The sequence below is a fragment of the Nonomuraea solani genome (genome assembly GCF_900108335.1).
Taxonomy (GTDB): Bacteria; Actinomycetota; Actinomycetes; order Streptosporangiales; family Streptosporangiaceae; genus Nonomuraea; species Nonomuraea solani.
The window spans coordinates 91,390-109,506 of the sequence record NZ_FNVT01000009.1 but is presented as its reverse complement, the minus strand read 5'-3'; the positions used below and the strand labels follow the sequence as shown (position 1 = coordinate 109,506).

The following is an 18,117-nucleotide window of genomic DNA, read 5'->3' as shown; positions in this document are numbered from 1 at the left end:
AGTGACACGCTTACGTCCTTGGCTCAGGAGTGCGCTCACGCTGGCGATGTTCGCCACCTCGACGGCGATCGGCACGATCGCGATGGGCGGTACGGCCACCGCGGCCGCGGATCCCGTGGTCGGTCAGCCCTGTACGGCCGCCGACCTCGGAAAGCGCCACCCGCTGGTCAAGAGCGCGACCCTGACCCCCACGATCACCCACTTCAAGACGTTCTTCGTCACGTCCGGCACGACGGGCTCGCAGGTCGTCACCCTGGAGCACACGAACCAGATCCAGGTGGCGGTCGGTACGATCACGCAGATCACGGCCACCTTCAACCTCGGCGTGCTCGGCAACGTCCAGGCGTTCGTGAACCGTACGGTCACCAAGACCACCTCCTCCACGGACCGCGAGAGCACCCAGATGACCTGGAACTTCGTCGCTCCCGGCTATTACGGCCTGTTCAAGGGGACCAGGAAGGTGACCGGCGAGTACGGCAGCATCAACTGCGGCCGCGTCGACAAGGGCGGCGGCCAGTACGCCACCGAGTGGATCGAGCGCCCCGGCGGCGCCTACACGACGTACACGGTGATGGAGGAAGGCGCCATCCGGTGCGAGGACGTCGTGCCCGCCAACAGCATCATGCGGCAGGCGCAGATCCAGCTCGGCTGCGACGGCCGGGCCGCCAAGGAGGAGGCCGGGCGGCAGCGGGCGGACGAGCCGTCCAGAGGGGGAGACGTGGTGGCGCCGCTCGCCGTGCCTCCGGGGTTCACGTGCGACCCGGGCTACTACCGGATCGGCACCCCTGACCGGCTCCTGAACTGGTGGAACCAGGACGGCACCGACGAGATCCGCCTGCAGGCCTGGTCGAGCTCCACCCGCGCCCAATGGCTCCTGTGCCAGGGGCCGGTGAGCAACGGCATGACCGAACACGTCATCATCACCCGCTACGGCGATGCCAAGTGCCTGACGCTGCATTCCGGGGAGACGGCCAGCGAGGGCGGCAGGCTCCAGGAGGAGAGTTGCCGGACCGTGGACGACCGTCAGCGCTTCTACCTCTACCGTGACGTGCCCGGCTCGGACAAGATCGGCTTCCAGGTCAAGAGCAGCGGCTTCATGGCGGGCCAAGCCGTGGTCGCGAACAACCAGGTGCTGCGCCAGTACAGCATGGGCATGGCCGACGGCACCGGCACGTACATCCTGGAGAAGATCGCGTAAGGCGGGAGCCGCCCTCGGCCGCACGAGGCGGCCGGGGGCGGCCGGGGGCGGCCGGGGGCGGCCGGGGGCGCCCGGCGGTGTCCGCGGGTCAGCGGGCGCCGAAGTCCTGCGTCCAGTAGATCTGCCCCTGGCCGTCCTTGGCCGCGCCCACCCCGATGAGGGTGTACGAGCAGTTCATGATGTTCTGCCGGTGGCCACTGCTGTTCATCCAGCCCCGGACCACCTCCGCCGCCGACCGCTGGCCCATGGCGATGTTCTCGGCCCAGGCCGAGCCGGAGAAGCCGGCCGCGCGCATGCGGTCGGACATGTCGCGGCCGTCCTGGGAGTCGTGCTCGAAGTAGTCGTTCTTCGCCATGTCGGCCGAGTGCCCGAACGCGGCCCTGCGCAGCCGCGGGTCGTGCTTGAGCGGGCCGCAGCCGCCCTTGGCCCGCTCGGCGTTGGTCAGCCGGACGACCTGGTTCTCCAGCGCCGTGCCGACGGAGGTGCCGGACTCGGGAACCGCGGGCGCCTTCGTCTCCCTCGCCGCGGGAGTGGGGGTGGGGCTGGGGGTGGGCGTGGGGGTCGCGCACGTCACGCGTACGGCCTTCGACTTGGCCGTGCCGCCCCGGTAGTCGGTGGCGACGGCGTAGTACGTACCCGGCTCGCAGGGCAGTCGCAGACTGATGCGGCCCTTCCTGGTGGCGCCGCTCTTGACGACCCGATCGGCGCCGGGGACGGCGCGCTTGACCCGGACGCGCAGCAGCGCCGGGTGCACACAGCCACGGCGGGTGGCCGAGGTCTCGATCCTGAGGGCGGAGAGGTCCGGCCTGGCCACGCTCACGCGGCAATCGTCCGATTCAGGAGCCGGCTCTTTGGTCTGCGCCGGCTGTGCCGACGCCGACGCCGGCGCGGTCACCTCGGGCACCGCCGCCGCCCCGGCCGGCGGCTGGTCGGCGGACGGGGCACAGGCGGCGAGGCCGGCGACGGCGGCGAGTACCCCCAGGGGTCTGCGCATGGGTTCCTCCAGAGGCGGGAGAGGCTGGTGGTCCCGCATTCTGTCGCCCCACGACCGGACTTGTCACGCAAAATTGGACATTTCGCCTCTGTGATAGATGTCAACCAGAGGCTTGATGCGGGTGCTCGCCGTCGCCGGCGAGGCGGTCGAGCCACTCGCCGAGGAGCCGTTGTTCCGCCTCGCTGAGCGCCGTCCGTTCGGGCAGGACGGCGCGGAGCGCTCGGGCGGCGCCCGCGGGGCCCGGCTCGCGTACGGCCGGCTTCTCGGTGGTGACGGCGGTGACCATGGACTCGCGCATGGCCGTCAGCAGGGCCGGGTCGCGCCGGTCCTCGGGGAGTGACAGCCAGGTGAGCACGGCGCCGCGCGCCGTGGCGTGGATGAGGGCGGCGGCGAGCCGTTCGTCGACGCCCAGCCTGCCCGCGGCGGCGAGGCGGCGGATGCGCCCGAGGAGGATCTCCATGCCGGTCCTGAACGCGGCCGAGTCCGTGCCGCGTCGGGGCTCGCCGTACATCGTCGCGTAGAGCGCGGGGTTGGCGAGCCCGAACTCGACGGCGAGGTCCCAGCCCGCTCTGAGGTCCTCGACCGGGTCGTCCGGACGGACGACGGCCTGTTTGGCCTCGAGGAACCTGGCGTAACCATGCTCGGCCACCGCGTCGAGCAGCCCGTCCATGTCGGCGAAGTGACGGTAGATCGCCGGGGGCTGCACCCCGGCCGCGGCCGCCACCGCGCGGGTGGTGACCGCCTCGCGCCCCTCGCGCGCCAGCAGATCGGCCGCGGCCTCGATCACCCTCTGTCGGGTCGGCTCTGTCCTCCTGGCCATGGGAGCAATGATACGGCCGGGGTCGTATCAATGTGACTATCACTGATACCGTTAAAGTGTTTCCAGTGGAATCAACGCATCGGGAGTCAGAGATGTCGGAGCGCATGCGCATCGTGGGTCTTGAGGAGCACGTGGCCCTGCCGGTCCTGCTCGAAGCGTGGGCGCGGGCGGGGGTGCCGCGGACGCCGCAGCTCGGTTTCGGCGACGACCCGCTGGCGCGGCGCCTGCGGGACGTCGCCGGCCTGCGCCTCGCGGACATGGACGACCAGGGCGTGGACGTCGCGGTGCTGTCGGTGAACTCACCGGGGGTGCAGAACGTGGCGGCGGCTGACGCCGTGAGCCTCGCGCGGGAGGTGAACGACACGCTCGCCGAGATCGTCGCCGGCAACCCGGACCGGTTCCAGGCGCTCGCGGCCATCCCCACGCCCGCGCCCGAGGCGGCCGCCGCGGAGCTGGAACGCGCGGTCACCAAGCTCGGCCTGCGCGGCGCCATGCTGTACGGGCGCACGGGCGACCTGCTCGCCGACGCGCCGGAGTTCGACGACCTCTACGCCACCGCCGCGCGGCTGCGGGTGCCGCTCCATTTCCACCCGCAGACTCCGGTCAAGGCGGTCCTGGACGCGTACTACTCCGGGCTGGGCCGCGTCGGCATGACCCTGGCCGGCCCCGGGCTGGGCTGGTATTACGACCTGGGCGTGCAGTATCTGCGCATGATCTTCTCCGGGGTGTTCGACCGCCACCCGGATCTGCAGGTGATCGCCGGGCACTGGGGCGAGGTCGTCCTGTTCTACCTCGACCACACGGGGATCCTGGCGCCCGGCGCCGGGCTCGAACGCCCGCTCGCCGACTACTTCCGCGAGAACTTCTGGGTGGCGGGCAGCGGCACGGTCAGCGAACGCTACCTGCGGTGGACGGCGGAGGTCGTCGGGACCGGGCGCATGCTGTACTCCACCGACTACCCGTACACGTACGGGACCCGGCCCGGCGGCTTCCCCTACCTCGACACCAGCGGCGGGGTGGCGCGGTCGTTCCTGGAGCGGGCACCGTTCACCGACGAGGAGAAGAGGGCCATCGGCTCGGGGAACTGGGAGCGCCTGTGTTCCAGAGGCGGCCCGTACCGGCCGGTGGCACATCGCTCCAGCCCATCGGCGAGCCGCGGCCCCGACGTGAAATCCACCGAGGAGTAGGCGGGCACCGGCGGCGCCACAGGCGAGGAAATTCGGAAGCGCGGCGTCGCCTAGCATGCGGGCATGCGGACTGCTGCGGGTGTGGTGCTGGCGGGTGGGCGTTCCACGCGGATGGGGAAGCCGAAGGCGTGGCTGGAATGGCATGGTTCGACGTTGTTGTACCGGGCCGCCGCGGTGCTGGCCAGGGCGGTCGACGGGCCGGTCGTCGTGGTGGCCGCGCCCGGGCAGGAGCTCCCCGCCCTGCCTTCGGGCGTCGCGGTGGCCGAGGATCCCGTGGAGGGGCTGGGGCCCATGCAGGGGCTGGCCGTGGGGCTCGCGGCGGTGGCCGATCGGGCCGAGACGGCATTCGTGTGCTCCACCGACCTGCCGTTCCTGCACCCGGCCTTCGTCCGCCGCGTCATGCGCGCCATGGTCCCGGGGACGGACGTCGCGCTGCCGGTCGCCCGGGGTTTCCGGCAACCGCTGGCCGCCGGGTACGCGACCGCCCTGGCCGGGCTGGTCACGGACCTCCTCGCCGCGGGCGATCTACGGCCGGGCATGCTGTTCAAGCACTGCGAGGCGGTCCAGTTGAGCGACGACGAACTGCTGGCCGACGCCGCCCTCGCGCGGCACGACCCGGAGCTGGAGTCCGTGGTGAACGTCAACTCGCCGGAGGACTACGCGGCGGCCCGGGACCGGAAGCCGCCGGAGGTCGTGGTGGAGTGTTTCGGCGCGCTCGCGAAGAAGGGCGGCCACCGGCCGCGCGCCATCCGGGCCGCCACCCTCGGGGAGGCGGCCACCGCCGCCGGGCTGGCCCTGGATCGTCACGTGGTGGCCGCGCTCAACGGCGACCAGGTCACCCGGGACGGATCACTGCCGCTGGTGGCCGGGGACACCGTCGCCTTCCTGTCGGCGGACGCGGGTGGCTGAGGAATGGCCGGCCGGTCGTAGAGTCGTGACATGGTGCCTGGCGGGTTCTTCGGACGAGCCCTGCTCGTCGACGTCGACGGCGGGGCGGCGACCGGCGTCCCCTACGAGCTGAGCGAGCGGGTCCTGCGCTCCTACCTGGGCGGCGTCGGGCTCGGCACCTGGCTGCTGCATCGGCTGGCGCCCGCCGGGGTCGATCCGCTGGCCCCCGGGGCGCCGCTGGCCTTCGTCTTCTCCTCACTGGTCGGCACCCCGCTGACGACCAGCGCGAAGTTCGCGGTCGTGGCCAAGTCGCCGCTGACCGGGCTGCTGACCGACGCCCTCGCCTCCAGCCGGTTCGCCATCTCCGGCAAGCTGACCGGGCATGACGCGATCGTGATCCGCGGCCGGGCCGCCGAGCTGTCGGTGCTGCTGATCGAGGGCGCCGACGTACGCCTCGAACCGGCTCCCGAACTCGCCGGGATGACCGCGGCGCAGGCGGAGACCGCGGCGAGAGAGCGCTTCGGACGCAACTGGCAGACCGCCGCCATCGGCCCGGCGGGGGAGCGGCAGGTGCGCTACGCGACCATCAGCCACGACGGCCGCCACGCCGGCCGGGGCGGCCTGGGCGCGGTGCTGGGCGCCAAGAACATCAAGGCCGTGCTGGTCAGAGCGGCGACCAAGGTGTCGGTGGCGGACCAGGCCGGAGTCCTCGCCGCCGCCCGCGACCTGCGCCGGCGCAGTTTCGGCCCGGCCACCGCGAAATACCGGGAGCTCGGCACGCTGGCCAACCTCCTGGCCTTCAACGCCGTCAGCACCCTGCCCACGCGCAACTTCACCGCGGCGACGTTCGAGGGCGCGCCCCGGCTGGCCGCCGAGGAGCTGCACGAGCTGCGCGGGGTGGCGCGCAACAGTTGCGCGTCGTGCTCCATCGGCTGCGAGCACATCTACTCGCGCAAGGGCGGCGGAAAACAGCGGATGGAGTACGAGAACGTCTTCGCGCTCGGCCCGCTGTGCGGTGTGTCCGACCCCGACGAGGTGTTCGCCGCCAGCGCGCGCTGCGACGAGCTGGGCATCGACACCATCTCGGCGGGTGGCACGATCGCGTGGGCCATGGAGTGCGCCGAACGCGGCCTGCTCGACGAGCCGTGGCTGCGGTTCGGCGACGGCGCGGCGCTGCTGCGCGCGCTGGACGCGATCGGGGAGCGCTCGCCGGGCCTGGGGGAGCTGCTCGCCCAGGGCTCGCGCCGGGCGGCCGGTGTGGTCGGGCGATCCTCGATCGACTTCGCGCCGCAGGTCAAAGGGCTGGAACTGCCCGGTTACGAGCCGCGCAGCCTCCAGGCGATGGCGCTCGGGCTGGCGGTGAACGCCAGAGGAGCCGATCACAACCGGTCCGGCGCCTATGAGGCCGACCTGTCGGGCGAGCTCGACCGGCTGGCCGGCGGCGCGGCCCACGTCGCCGCCGCCGTCGACACCGAAGACCGCGCCGCGGTCATGGACTCGATGATCCTCTGCAAGTTCCTGCGCGGTGTCTTCGACGACCCCTTCACGGAGTGGGCCGGGCTGCTGGCGCTGGTCACCGGCTGGCCGCTGGACGCCGCCGAGCTGCGGGAGACCGCCCGGCGGATCGTCCGGGCCAAACGCGCGTTCAACCTGCGCGAGGGGGCCACCGCCGCCGACGACACGCTCCCGGCGCGGATGCTGGAGACGCCGCTGGAGCTCGGTTCCGGCCGCCGGGCGGCGCTGGACGCGGGCCGGCTGCGGTCGATGGTCGCCGGCTACTACGCCGTGCGCGGCCTGGACGAGGAGGGGCGCGTCGCGGCGACCGACCTGGCGGATCTCCTGCTGGACGGGTAGCGAGGTGGTGTGTTGCGGAACCGGCGAGGGGGTAGAAGATCGGTCTCCCTAAGGGGTAAATTGCTCTACATGGTGTATGCCGTATTCTGTATACCGGCTTGCGGATGAGGTTGAGATGACGACGCTCGAGGAGCCGGCGACCGCCGTACGGACCGTGACCGCCGAGATCGACGGCCGCGCTGTGACCGTGCCGGAGGGCACCAGCATCTACGATGCCGCGAAGGCGCTGGACATCGACATTCCGGTGTTGTGCCACGACGAACGCTATGACCCGGTCGGGGTCTGCCGGATGTGCGTGGTGGACACGGGCGGGCGGGTCTTCGCCGCCGCGTGCGTACGCCCGTGCGAGGACGGCATGCAGGTCAAGACCAGCACCCCGGAGCTGGAGCGCAACCGCGCCACCCTGACCGAGCTGCTGCTCTCCGACCAGCCGGCCCGCGCCGAGGACCCGAAACAGACGACCACCGGCGACAACCTGCTGCTCGGCCTCGCCGACCGGTTCGACGTGGCCAAGGAGACGACCGACCTGCCGTGCGGCTCGGGCCGGGGCCTGGACATCTCCAACCCGGTGATCGCGGTCGACCACGACGCGTGCATCCTCTGCGACCGCTGTGTCCGCGCCTGCGACGACATCCAGGGCAACGACGTCATCGGCCGCTCCGGCAAGGGCTACTCGACCAGAATCGCCTTCGACCTCAACGATCCGATGGGCGCCAGCTCGTGCGTGACCTGCGGCGAGTGCGTCCAGGCGTGCCCCACCGGCGCCCTGACCAACAAGGCGATCAACAACATCCCCATCCGGCCCCGCGAGGAGCTCGACGCGGTCGACACCGTGTGCCCCTACTGCGGCGTCGGCTGTGCCCTCACCTACTACGTCGACCGGTCGCGCGGCGCGATCGCCTTCGCGGAGGGCCGCGACCAGCCGGGCTCGAAGAGCCGGCTGTGCGTCAAGGGCCGCTACGGCTGGGACTACGCGGCCTCGCCCCAGCGCCTGACCATGCCCCTGATCAGGAAAGAGTCGTCCTACCCCAAGGGCCCGCTGTCGGCGGACGTGCGCGGTGACACCCACAACGACCGGGGACGCGCCGGGGGCGGCGGCAACCGCAGCGCCAGATTGAGCAAGAACGGCAAGGACGGCCGCCGCAAGCCCGGCGGCCTGGTCGACTACGACGAGGTGCTGCCGCACTTCCGCGAGGCCACCTGGGAGGAGGCGCTCGACCTCGTCGCCCGGCGGCTGAAGGAGATCCACGCCGAGCAGGGTGCCGCCGCCATCGCGGGGTTCGGCTCCGCGAAGTGCTCCAACGAGGAGGCGTACCTCTTCCAGAAGCTGATCAGGGCCGGGTTCGGCACGAACAACGTCGACCACTGCACCCGGCTCTGCCACGCCTCGTCGGTGGCCGCGCTGTTCGAGGGCGTCGGCTCCGGCGCGGTCTCGACCACGTACGGCGACGTCGCCAACGCCGAGGTCGTGATCATCACCGGCTCGAACCCGACGGCGAACCACCCCGTCGCCAGCTCCTTCTTCAAGCAGGCCCGCCGGCGCGGCACGAAGATCATCTATGTCGATCCGCGCGCCAGCACCGTGGCCGAGCACGCCGACTACTACTGCCAGGTCAAGCCCGGCACCGACGTGGCGTTCTACAACGGGGTCATGCACGAGGTGATCCGCCTCGGCCTGATCGACCGGGAGTTCATCAAGGCCCGGGTGTCGAACTTCGAGGAACTCGTCCGCACGGTCAACGACTACCCGCCGGAGCGCGCCGCGCAGATCACCGGCGTCGACGCGGACCTGATCCGGCAGGTCGCGCGCGTCTGGGGCGAGGCCAAGGCCGGCGTCATCTACTGGGGCATGGGCATCTCCCAGCACACCACCGGCACCGACAACGCCCGCTGCCTGATCGCCCTGTGCTCGATCACCGGCAACGTCGGCAAACCGGGCACCGGGCTGCATCCGCTGCGGGGACAGAACAACGTCCAGGGCGCCTCCGACGCCGGGCTGATCCCGATGTTCTACCCCGACTACCAGGGCGTCGACCGGGAGGGCACCCGCCGCCGGTTCGAGGAGGCGTGGGGCGCCGAGCTCGACCCCGAACGCGGTCTCACCGTCACCGAGATCATCGGGTCGGTGCTGAAGCCGGGCGGGGTGCGCGGCATGTACATGCTCGGCGAGAACCCGTTCCTGTCCGACCCCAACATCAACAAGGTCCGCAAGGCGCTGTCGCAGCTCGACTTCCTGGTGGTGCAGGACATCTTCCTGACCGAGACCGCGGAGTTCGCCGACGTCATCCTGCCGGCGTCGTCGTACCTGGAGAAGGAGGGCAGCTACACCAACACCGACCGGCGCGTGCAGCTCGGCCGCAAGGTGATGGACCCGCCGGGGCAGGCCCGGGTGGACTGGGAGATCATCCAGGACCTCGCCCGCAGGATCGGCCTCGACTGGTCCTACTCGTCGCCCGGTGAGGTGTTCGACGAGATGGTCGCGCTCATGCCGTCGTACGCGAACCTGCGCCACGACAACCTGGGGCTGAGCGGCAAGCTCTACCCCAACGCCGACCCCGACCACTCCGACGGGACCGTGGTGCTGTTCGACGAGCGGTTCAACACCGACGACGGCCTCGCCCACCTCGTCCCGGCCCACTGGCTGCCGGCCAAGGAGCTGCCGGACGCGGAATATCCGCTGGTCCTCAACACCGGCCGGCTGCTCGAACACTGGCACACCGGGTCGATGACGCGGCGCTCGTACGCGCTCGACACGATCTCGCCGATCGCCGAGGTGTACATGCACCCCAAGGACGCCGCCGACCGCGGCCTGTCGCACGGCCAGCTCGCCCGCGTGCACTCCCGGCGCGGCGCCATCGAGCTGCAGGTACGCGTCTCCCACCGCGAGCAGCTCGGCAACTGCTTCATCCCGTTCCACTTCCGGGAGGCGGCGGCGAACCTGCTGACGATCGACGAGATCGACCCCTACGGCAAGATCCCCGAGTTCAAGTTCTGCGCGGTTCAGGTCGAGGCCCTGAGCCCCGCCGGGAGGGTGTCCGAATGACCCTGAGTTTCGAGCCGGCCCAACGGCGGCTTCCCGGCGTCGAGGCACGAGCCGGCAAGTTCCCCGGGCCATCGCTGATCCCGGCGCTCAACGCCATCCAGGCGCGGCTGGGCTGGCTGCCGCGCGAGGAGCTCGAAGAGCTGGGCCGCACCATGCGGCGGCCACTGTACGAGATCGAGGGCCTCATCTCGTTCTACCCGCACTTCCGCACGACCCCGCCCGCCAAGGTGGCCGTCAACGTGTGCCACGACCTGTCGTGCTGGCTGCGCTCGGCCGACGACCGCATCGCCGAGGTGCGCGAGCGCTACGGCGACGACGCCGAGATCGAGCTGACCGAGGTGTCCTGCCTGGGCCGCTGCGACAGCGCCCCGGCGCTGGCCGTCAACGAGCACCCGGCGCCCGTCGCCGGCGTGGAGGCGCTCGTGGCCGCCGCGCGGGACGAGGACCTCGCCGAGGCCACCGTGACGGGACGCGCCGAACCCTGGCCGAACGACCCGTACCCGGCCGGTTCCGATGTTTCGGCCCGATACGCGAGCCTGCGCGCCCTGCTGGCCGGCCGGATGAGCGCCGACAGCGTGGTGGCCACCCTGGAGGCCTCCGGGCTGCGCGGCATGGGCGGCGCCGGGTTCCCGACAGGCAAGAAGTGGGGCCTGGTCGCCTCGGCCGAGCCGGGCAGCGTCAAATACGCGATCTGCAACGCCGACGAGTCCGAGCCGGGCACGTTCAAGGACCGGCAGATCCTGACCGACCAGCCGCACCTGGTGATCGAGGGACTCCTGCTCGGCATGGCCGTGACCGGGGCCGAGCAGGGCTGGATCTTCATCCGGCACGAGTACGGCCCCGAGGAGCGCGTCCTGCGCGCCGAAATCGCGGTCCTGCGCGAGGCCGGCGTGATCGGCGCGAACGCCTGCGGCAGCGGCCGCCGCCTCGACCTCGACATCTTCGTCTCGCCCGGCGGCTACATCCTGGGCGAGGAGACCGCGCTGCTGGAGTGCATGGAGGGCCACCGCGGCGAGCCGCGCAACAAGCCGCCCTTCCCCGGCAACTACGGCCTGCACGGCCGCCCCACGCTGATCAACTCGGTGGAGACCTTCGCCGACGTGCCGGTGATCCTGCAACGCGGCGCCGAATGGTGGGCCGGGCAGGGCGAGGGCGACAGCGTCGGCTGGAAGTTCTTCGCCGTGTCCGGGCACGTCGAGAACCCCGGCGTCTACTGCGTGCCGATGGGCACCACCGTGCGCGCGCTGATCGACCTGGCCGGCGGCGTGCCCGGCGGCGCCAGGGTCGGCGCCGTGCAGCCGGGCGGCGCGTCCTCCAACTTCATCGGCCCCGACAAGCTGGACCTGGCGCTCGACTTCGGGACGCTCGCCGAGGCCGGGACCATGCTCGGCTCCGGCGCCCTGGTGGTGCTCGCCGAGGGCACCGACCTGCTGGCCGCCGCCACCAACGTGCTGCGTTTCTTCCGCAACGAGTCGTGCGGCAAGTGCGTGCCCTGCCGGGTCGGCTCCACCAAGGCCCACGAGGTGCTGCGCGGCGTGCTCGACTCCGGGTCCGCCACCCTCGATCACCAGCAGAAGGGCCGGATCCTGCAGTTGGAGGAGACCATGCGCAAGACGTCGATCTGCGGGCTCGGGCAGGTCGCGCTGGGGCCGGTGGTGTCCGTGCTCGGGCTCGACAAGGGCGGCGCGGCGGCCCGCCCGCAGCCCCGGCCCGAAGGCTCGACGGAGCAGCCGGACCGTTGAGCGGCAGAGAGTTCTTCACCGCACGTACCCTCGCCGAGGTCCGCGCCGGATTCCGGCCCGCGCGCCGCACGCCCGCGGAGCGCGTCCCGCTGTCGGAAGCGCTACGCCGGGTGCCCGTCGCGGACATCACGGCGCCCGCCGCGCTGCCCGGCTTCGCCCGGTCCACCGTGGACGGCTTCGCGGTGCGGGCGATGGACACCTACGGCGCCTCCGACGGCCTGCCGTCCTACCTCGACCTGCTCGGCGCGGTGCTCATGGGCGCCGAGCCCACCGTCGAGGTCCGGGCCGGGGGATGCGTCGCGATGCCGACCGGGGGAGTGCTTCCGTCCGGCGCCGACGCGGTGGTCATGGTGGAGTACACCGCCGAGACGATGCCGGGCACGATCGAGGTGACCCGGCCGGTCGCGCCGGGCGGCGGCATCGTCCGCGCCGACGAGGACGTCGCGGCGGGCGGCGTCCTGGCGCCCGGCGGCCGGCCGTTGCGCGCCCCCGACCTGGGCTTTCTCGCCGCCGCGGGGGTGACCGAGGTCGCCGTGCACCGCCGCCCCCGCGTGGCGATCATCTCCACCGGCGACGAGGTCGTCCCGCCCGGCACCGCCCGGCTCGCCGCCGGGCAGGTCCGCGACGCCACCGCCTCCGCGCTGGCCGGGCTGGTCGCCGACGCGGGCGGCGAACCGGTGATCGCCGGCATCGTCCCGGACGAGCCCGGCGCGCTCAAGGACCGGCTGACCGCGGTCCTGGCCGACGCCGACCTGGTGGTCGTGTCGGCGGGCTCGTCGGTCGGCGCGCGGGACGAGACGGCCGGCGCCGTGGCCGCCATCGGCGAGGTCTGGTGCCACGGCATCGCCATCAAGCCGGGCAAACCCACGCTGCTGGCCGAGTGCTCCGGGGTCCCGCTCATCGGGTTGCCGGGCAACCCGCTGTCCGCGCTGGTCGTGTTCGGGCAGGTCGGCGTGCCGTTGTTGTGGCGCATCGCCGGGTGCCCGGTTCCGCCGCCGCAGCCGAGCACGCGTGCGCGGCTGTCGCGCGATCTGGCGTCGGCGGCCGGCCGGCTCGACGTGGTCCAGGTCGGCGTACGCGACGGCGTGGCCGAGCCGATCTTCGGCCCGTCGGCGCTCCTGTCGGTGCTGGCCCGGGCCGACGGCCATGTGATCGTGCCCGAACCGGCCACCGGGCTGGACGCGGGCACCGAGGTAGAGGTCATCCTGTATCGATGAGCGCCGAAAGTCCCTTCGTCTCCGACGTCCCCGCCGCCCAGGCCCACGCCGTCTGGCGCGAGGCACGCGCCGCGGCCGGCTGCCCGGTCCGGGCCGGCCTGCTCAGAACGCCGGTCGGCGCCGCCGTCGGCCGGGTCACGGCCGAGCCGGTGTGGGCGCTGCGGTCCTCGCCCGCCTTCGACGCGGCGGCCATGGACGGCATCGCGGTCCGCGCCGCCGACACCGTCGGCGCGGCCGAGACCAGCCCGGTGCTCCTGGCCGCCGGTGACTTCGCCGTCGTGGACACCGGTGACCCGCTGCCCGACGGATACGACGCCGTGGTCATGCGGGAGCACGTGCACCACACCGCGGCGGGGGAGGCGGAGCTGCGGGCGGCGGTCCCGCCGTACCAGCATGTCCGCTCCATCGGCGAGGACATCAGCGCCGGCGAGCTGCTGCTCCCCGAGGGCCACCGGCTGCGTCCCGTCGACGTCGCCGCCTGCGCCGCGGCGGGAGTGGCCGAGCTCGGCGTCCGCCGCGCGCCGCGCGTGGTGATCGTGCCGACCGGCGACGAGATCCGGCCGGTCGGCGCCGAGCTCGCCCCCGGTGACATCCTCGACACGAACTCGATGATGCTGGCGGCGCAGGCCCGGGAGGCGGGCTGCGAGGCGCGGGTCACGGAGATCGTCCCCGACGACCCCTCGGCCATCACGGCGGTGCTCCTCGCGGCCACCCGCGACGCCGACCTGGTGCTGCTCATCGCGGGCTCCAGCGCGGGGCGCGACGACTACACCGCGCGCGTGGTCGCCGGGGCCGGCGTCGTCGCGGTGCACGGGGTCGCCGTGCGTCCCGGCCATCCCGTCGTCCTCGGCGCGGTCGCGGAGACGCCGGTGATCGGCGTCCCCGGCTATCCGGTGTCGGCGGCGCTGACCTTCGACATCTTCGCGGCCCCGATGCTCGCCGAGCTGGAGGGCGCCGCGCCACGGGAACGCCCGTCGGCGATGGCGTACCTGGCCAGGAAGCTGCCGTCGGCCATCGGCATGGACGACTGGGTACGCGTGCGCCTCGGACGGGTGCGAGACCGGCTCGTCGCCACCCCGCTGCCCCGGGGCGCCGGTGTGCTCACCTCGCTCGTACGCGCCGACGGCCTGCTCGTCGTCCCCTCAGGCCTCGAGGGCCACCATGCCGGGGAGCAGGTACGGGTCGAGCTGCTGCGCGGGCTGTCCGAGATCGGCCGGACCATCGTCGCGATCGGCTCCCACGACATGGTGCTCGACCTGGCGGCCTCCGCCCTGCGCGCCGCCGACCCGCTCATCACCCTGGCGTCGTCGAACGTCGGCTCGCTGGGCGGCCTCGTGGCGCTGCGCGACGGCCTGTGCCACCTGGCCGGGTCACATCTGCTGGACCCCTCGACCGGCGACTACACGCTGCCGTACGTGGACCGGCTGATGGGCGCGGACGCCGGCGTCGCCGTGATCAGGCTGGTCCACCGCGACCAGGGGCTGATCGTCGCCCCCGGCAACCCGCTCGGCCTGACCGGGATCAAGGACCTGACCCGGCCCGGCCTGCGCTACGTGAACCGGCAGCGCGGCGCCGGCACGCGGGCGCTGCTGGACTTCGAGCTGGCCGGCCACGGGATCGACGCCGGCGAGGTGCCCGGCTATTCCCGCGAGGAGCACACGCACCTGGCGGTGGCCGCGGCCGTGGCGGCGGGGCGCGCGGACGCCGGCCTGGGCATTCTCGCCGCCGCCCGCGCCTTCGGCCTCGACTTCGTCCCGGTGGCCCAGGAGCCGTACGACCTGGTGCTGCGTACCGGCACGCCGGCGGAGGAACTGCTGGCTCCGCTGCTGGCGCTCCTGGAACGACCGGACTTCCGCGCGGAGGTGGAGGCGCTGGGCGGATACTCCTGCGCCGAAACGGGCCGCCGCGTTCGCTGACCCGGCTCCGCTGTCGCGCGCTGGTCTAGCGTGGCCGGGACACCAGGGTGAGCCGGCATCGGCCGCCCTGGCAGTCCCGCAGGCTCTCCGCGGCGGCCTGCCGGGCCCTGGTCAGGTCGGCGATCTTGGCGTCGAGCCGGTCCACCACCGCCTCCAGCCGCCACCGCTCGCTCTCGCAGGTCGCCCCGCCCTGGTCGTGGGCGGTCAGGGCGTCCACGACCTCGTCGAGGGTGAAGCCCAGCTCCTGCAGCGCCTTGGCCATGCGGATGCGCTCCACCGCCGTGGCGTCGAAGATGCGATAGCCCGAGGGCCTGCGCTCGGCGGCGGGCAGGATGCCGCGCCGCTCGTAGAAGCGCACCGTGTCCACGCTGACGCCCGCCTCCCGCGCGACCCGTCCGATCTTCACGGCACTCCTTGACTCTGGACTCAAGTCCAGACTCTACCGTTCGTACGAGGACGCCGGGATGCGCTGTACTACCGACCATGACGATCATCCGTTCCCTGCTGTTGTTCGCCCTGGCCGCGCTCGCCGAGATCGGCGGCGCGTGGCTGGTCTGGCAGGGCGTGCGCGAGCAGCGCGGCCTGCTCTGGATGGGCGCCGGCGTCATCGCGCTCGGCCTGTACGGCTTCGTCGCCACGCTGCAGCCGGACGCGAACTTCGGCCGGATCCTGGCGGCCTACGGCGGGGTGTTCGTGGCCGGCTCGCTGGCGTGGGGCATGGTCGTCGACGGATTCCGGCCCGACCGCTGGGACGTCATCGGCGCGCTGGTCTGCCTGGCGGGCGTCCTGGTGATCATGTACGCGCCACGCGGCTGAGCCGGGTCAGCCCCCTTGGCCACCCCGACGACCTGGCCGCCTGAATGCCCATGGGGTGAACGCGACCGGAGCCGCCGCGTGGCCATGGGCGATCAGCCCGTCGTGGCGCGTGGGCGGCCGGGTGCGGGTGAGGCGTTCGCAGCGCTCCGCGAGCAGCCGGAACGCGGTCTCGCCGGTGAGCCTCGCGACCGCCGAGCCCGGGCAGAAGTGCCGGCCGTGGCCGAAGCTCAGCGGCTGCGCGGCATCGGCCGCCATGCGTTCGGGGTCGAACCTGTCCAGGACGAAGCGGTCCGGATCGGGGAAGACCGCCGGGTCCCGGTTCGCCGCCGCGAACAGCACCAGGAGCAGCGTGTGCCGGGGCAGGCGCACGCCGCCCAGCGTGGTCGCCTCGCCGGTCCAGCGCGCGGTGTAGAGGATGGGCGGGTCGTGGCGTACCAGCTCCGCCATGAACTCCCGGGCCCGCTCGGGGCGGTGGTGGAGCCGGGCGAACAGGTCCGGGTCGGCGGCGAGCCGCACCATGCCGTTGCCCAGGAGGTAGGTCGAGGTCTCGGTGCCGGCGGCGGTGAGGAACATGAGGTTGGAGACGAGGTCGTCCCGTCCGTCCGGGCCCCACTCGCCGGCCATCGAGCCGATCACGTCGCCGCGCCCCGCGCTGACGTGCGCGGTGAGGTACTCGCGCAGGTGGCCGGCCGCCTCGTCGGCGGCGGTCAGGTCGGGGCCGCCCGGCGGCACGTACTCGTTGGCGGCGGCGAAGTCCATGATCCAGTCGCGGAGCATCGGCTGGTCGGACTCCGGCAGGCCGAGGAACTCGCCGAGGACGGCCATCGACAGCGGCTTGGTGAACTCGGCGATGACGTCGGCTCCCGCCGGGTCCGAGCCCAGCTCGATGATGCGATCGACGTGGCGTGAGACCTGCCGCCGCACGGCGGACCCCATTTCGCTCACCGCCCGCGCCGCGAAGCAGCGGCTGAGCAGCTTGCGCGCGGGCTGGTTGGCCGGGGGATCACGGTGCATCAGAGCGGTGTAGAAGCAGACGACCGACGGGTGGTCGTGCCAGCCGGGCCACTCCCGGTCGCCCCATTCCGGGTCGCACACCCGGAATGCCGGATCGCGGAGCACCTGCTCGCACTCCCGGTAACCGCTGACGACGGCCCGGCGCGGCCCGGCCGTGAAGACGGGTCCCGAACTGCGTAGCGCCGGATAGTGCGCGTAAGGGTCGGCGCGGCCCTCGGGCGTCCACAACGCCTCGAACGCCGTCCACGCTTCGGCCGTTCTCATCGGCGCGCCCCCCGCCCGGCGACCAGTCTCATGTCGGCCAGCCACTGGTCGCGATCGGCGGCCCGGCGGCGTTCGGCCACGGAGACGTCCGGGTCCGGCAGGATCAGGAAGCGTTCCCCGGCGAGCCCGCCGACGACGGCGTCGGCCACCTGCTCGGGTTCGAGCAGCGGCCCGAACGCCCTGAGCATCCGTTCCACCTCGGCGCTGGCGGTGGTCATCCCGGTACGGACCCCCGACGGGCACAGCACGCTGACCTTGATCCCCGCATCCCCGTAGGCGATGCTCAGCCATTCCGCCAGGGCCACCGCGGCGTGCTTGGTGACACTGTAGGGGGCGTCCATGGGCAGGGTGAGCAGGCCCGCTGCCGAACAGGTGTGGAGCAGGTATCCGCTGCCCCGTTCCACCATGGCCGGCAGCGCCGCGCGGGCCGCGTAGACGTGCCCCATCACGTTCGTCTCCCAGCAGCCGGCCCACATCCGGTCGGGTGCGTAGAGGTCGAGGGCGGTGCTCGTGCCGGCGTTCGAGCAGAGGAGGTCGATGCCGCCCAGCCGCTCGGCGGCGGCCGTCATCTCCCGTACGTCCTTCTCGCAGGACACGTCGGTACGGATCGGGACGACCCGGCAGGGCAGCTCTCCGGCCAGCGCGTCGATCGGCTCCATGATCACATCGGCCAGCACCAGGGCGGCGGCGCCCTCGGCGGCGAAACGGCGGGCCAGGGCGGTGCCTATCCCACCGGCGGCGCCGGTGATGACCACGTTCTTTCCTGCGAGGCGCATGTGCTCACTTCTTTCACAAGGTCACGATCTGGCCCGCGTAGGCGAGTCCGGCGCCGAAGCCGAACAGCGGGATCGGCTCTCCGGCCGGGATCTCCCGGGAGTCGATCATGCGGGACAGAGCGAGCGGAATGGTGGCGGCGATCACGTGCACCCGGCGGGACGTGCCGCTGCGGATCAGGGAGTCCGCGCACACCAGCGCGTAGCAGAAGCCCGCGCAGGCGGTGTTGAGGTCGAACGCGGCCGGGTTCGCCAGGCCGAGCCGGGCGGCGACCTGGGCGGCGGTGCTGGGAATGGTGGACGCGGCCGTCGAGGTGGCCACGATCACGGTGTCCAGGTCGGTGACGGCGGCGGACTTCAGAGCGTGCTCGGCGGCCTTGACCGCCATGTC

Annotated in this window: 15 protein-coding genes; 9 read left to right on the top strand and 6 right to left on the bottom strand. The window is 72.6% G+C overall.

Features of this window, described 5'->3' with window-relative positions; genetic code table 11:
- The first annotated feature begins 1 nt into the window (after position 1).
- Entirely contained in the window at positions 2-1,198 is a 1,197-nt protein-coding gene (locus tag C4V41_RS30220) for a hypothetical protein (RefSeq protein WP_146103829.1), read from the top strand.
- An 88-nt stretch (positions 1,199-1,286) separates the two neighbouring features.
- Here the strand turns inward: C4V41_RS30220 and C4V41_RS30215 are convergent, their stop codons facing one another.
- Both C4V41_RS30215 and C4V41_RS30210 read right to left on the bottom strand, forming a co-directional pair.
- Positions 1,287-2,192, bottom strand: a complete 906-nt coding sequence (locus C4V41_RS30215; protein WP_160150431.1) for a CAP domain-containing protein — start codon at positions 2,190-2,192, stop codon at positions 1,287-1,289.
- Between the two features lie 100 nt (positions 2,193-2,292).
- Positions 2,293-3,012: a TetR/AcrR family transcriptional regulator gene (locus C4V41_RS30210; protein ID WP_103959365.1), complete on the bottom strand. Its 720-nt coding sequence runs from the start codon at positions 3,010-3,012 to the stop codon at positions 2,293-2,295.
- Between the two features lie 92 nt (positions 3,013-3,104).
- Here C4V41_RS30210 and C4V41_RS30205 point away from each other — a divergent pair, with 92 nt between their 5' ends.
- The 7 genes from C4V41_RS30205 to C4V41_RS30175 all read left to right on the top strand — a co-directional run bounded on the left by C4V41_RS30205 (position 3,105) and on the right by C4V41_RS30175 (position 14,859).
- A complete protein-coding gene (locus C4V41_RS30205; RefSeq protein WP_103959364.1) occupies positions 3,105-4,199 on the top strand; it encodes an amidohydrolase family protein in 1,095 nt (364 codons plus the stop codon).
- A 63-nt stretch (positions 4,200-4,262) separates the two neighbouring features.
- On the top strand, positions 4,263-5,108 hold the full coding sequence (locus C4V41_RS30200; RefSeq protein ID WP_103959363.1) for an NTP transferase domain-containing protein: 846 nt from the start codon (positions 4,263-4,265) through the stop codon (positions 5,106-5,108).
- Between the two features lie 30 nt (positions 5,109-5,138).
- The gene (locus C4V41_RS30195) at positions 5,139-6,941 is read left to right on the top strand and encodes an aldehyde ferredoxin oxidoreductase family protein (protein WP_103959362.1); all 1,803 of its coding nucleotides are present in this window, start codon (positions 5,139-5,141) and stop codon (positions 6,939-6,941) included.
- A 115-nt stretch (positions 6,942-7,056) separates the two neighbouring features.
- Complete coding sequence (gene fdhF, locus C4V41_RS30190; protein ID WP_103959361.1) at positions 7,057-9,984, top strand: formate dehydrogenase subunit alpha; 2,928 nt, start codon at positions 7,057-7,059, stop codon at positions 9,982-9,984.
- Entirely contained in the window at positions 9,981-11,726 is a 1,746-nt protein-coding gene (locus C4V41_RS30185; RefSeq protein WP_103959360.1) for an NAD(P)H-dependent oxidoreductase subunit E, read from the top strand. Before fdhF ends, C4V41_RS30185 begins: the two co-directional genes overlap by 4 nt.
- On the top strand, positions 11,723-12,943 hold the full coding sequence (locus C4V41_RS30180; protein ID WP_103959359.1) for a molybdenum cofactor synthesis domain-containing protein: 1,221 nt from the start codon (positions 11,723-11,725) through the stop codon (positions 12,941-12,943). The genes C4V41_RS30185 and C4V41_RS30180 overlap by 4 nt, the downstream gene beginning before the upstream one ends.
- Complete coding sequence (locus C4V41_RS30175; protein ID WP_103959358.1) at positions 12,940-14,859, top strand: molybdopterin biosynthesis protein; 1,920 nt, start codon at positions 12,940-12,942, stop codon at positions 14,857-14,859. The genes C4V41_RS30180 and C4V41_RS30175 overlap by 4 nt, the downstream gene beginning before the upstream one ends.
- 25 nt (positions 14,860-14,884) lie before the next feature.
- Here C4V41_RS30175 and C4V41_RS30170 read toward each other — a convergent pair whose 3' ends face one another.
- Positions 14,885-15,265 (bottom strand): MerR family transcriptional regulator, encoded by a 381-nt coding sequence (locus C4V41_RS30170; RefSeq protein WP_160150430.1) that lies wholly within the window; start codon positions 15,263-15,265, stop codon positions 14,885-14,887.
- Between the two features lie 77 nt (positions 15,266-15,342).
- Here C4V41_RS30170 and C4V41_RS30165 point away from each other — a divergent pair, with 77 nt between their 5' ends.
- A complete protein-coding gene (locus C4V41_RS30165) occupies positions 15,343-15,675 on the top strand; it encodes a YnfA family protein (protein ID WP_103959356.1) in 333 nt (110 codons plus the stop codon).
- Between the two features lie 6 nt (positions 15,676-15,681).
- Here C4V41_RS30165 and C4V41_RS30160 read toward each other — a convergent pair whose 3' ends face one another.
- From C4V41_RS30160 to C4V41_RS30150, 3 genes are read right to left on the bottom strand one after another with little or no spacing between them, the layout of a single operon-like run.
- On the bottom strand, positions 15,682-16,953 hold the full coding sequence (locus C4V41_RS30160) for a cytochrome P450 (RefSeq protein ID WP_103959355.1): 1,272 nt from the start codon (positions 16,951-16,953) through the stop codon (positions 15,682-15,684).
- The gene (locus tag C4V41_RS30155) at positions 16,950-17,729 is read right to left on the bottom strand and encodes an SDR family oxidoreductase (protein ID WP_103959354.1); all 780 of its coding nucleotides are present in this window, start codon (positions 17,727-17,729) and stop codon (positions 16,950-16,952) included. Before C4V41_RS30155 ends, C4V41_RS30160 begins: the two co-directional genes overlap by 4 nt.
- 13 nt (positions 17,730-17,742) lie before the next feature.
- Positions 17,743-18,114, bottom strand: coding sequence for a 3-oxoacyl-[acyl-carrier-protein] synthase III C-terminal domain-containing protein (locus tag C4V41_RS30150; protein ID WP_146103828.1), 372 nt, complete (start codon positions 18,112-18,114; stop codon positions 17,743-17,745).
- Positions 18,115-18,117: the final 3 nt, after the last annotated feature.

Coding starts and splice junctions, on each gene's coding strand:
- C4V41_RS30215 (WP_160150431.1), bottom strand. CDS start 2,192: ATGCGCAGACCCCTGGGGGTACTCGCCGCCGTCGCCGGCCTCGCCGCC.
- C4V41_RS30210 (WP_103959365.1), bottom strand. CDS start 3,012: ATGGCCAGGAGGACAGAGCCGACCCGACAGAGGGTGATCGAGGCCGCG.
- C4V41_RS30205 (WP_103959364.1), top strand. CDS start 3,105: ATGTCGGAGCGCATGCGCATCGTGGGTCTTGAGGAGCACGTGGCCCTG.
- C4V41_RS30200 (WP_103959363.1), top strand. CDS start 4,263: ATGCGGACTGCTGCGGGTGTGGTGCTGGCGGGTGGGCGTTCCACGCGG.
- C4V41_RS30195 (WP_103959362.1), top strand. CDS start 5,139: ATGGTGCCTGGCGGGTTCTTCGGACGAGCCCTGCTCGTCGACGTCGAC.
- fdhF (WP_103959361.1), top strand. CDS start 7,057: ATGACGACGCTCGAGGAGCCGGCGACCGCCGTACGGACCGTGACCGCC.
- C4V41_RS30185 (WP_103959360.1), top strand. CDS start 9,981: ATGACCCTGAGTTTCGAGCCGGCCCAACGGCGGCTTCCCGGCGTCGAG.
- C4V41_RS30175 (WP_103959358.1), top strand. CDS start 12,940: ATGAGCGCCGAAAGTCCCTTCGTCTCCGACGTCCCCGCCGCCCAGGCC.
- C4V41_RS30165 (WP_103959356.1), top strand. CDS start 15,343: ATGACGATCATCCGTTCCCTGCTGTTGTTCGCCCTGGCCGCGCTCGCC.
- C4V41_RS30160 (WP_103959355.1), bottom strand. CDS start 16,953: ATGAGAACGGCCGAAGCGTGGACGGCGTTCGAGGCGTTGTGGACGCCC.
- C4V41_RS30155 (WP_103959354.1), bottom strand. CDS start 17,729: ATGCGCCTCGCAGGAAAGAACGTGGTCATCACCGGCGCCGCCGGTGGG.
- C4V41_RS30150 (WP_146103828.1), bottom strand. CDS start 18,114: ATGGCGGTCAAGGCCGCCGAGCACGCTCTGAAGTCCGCCGCCGTCACC.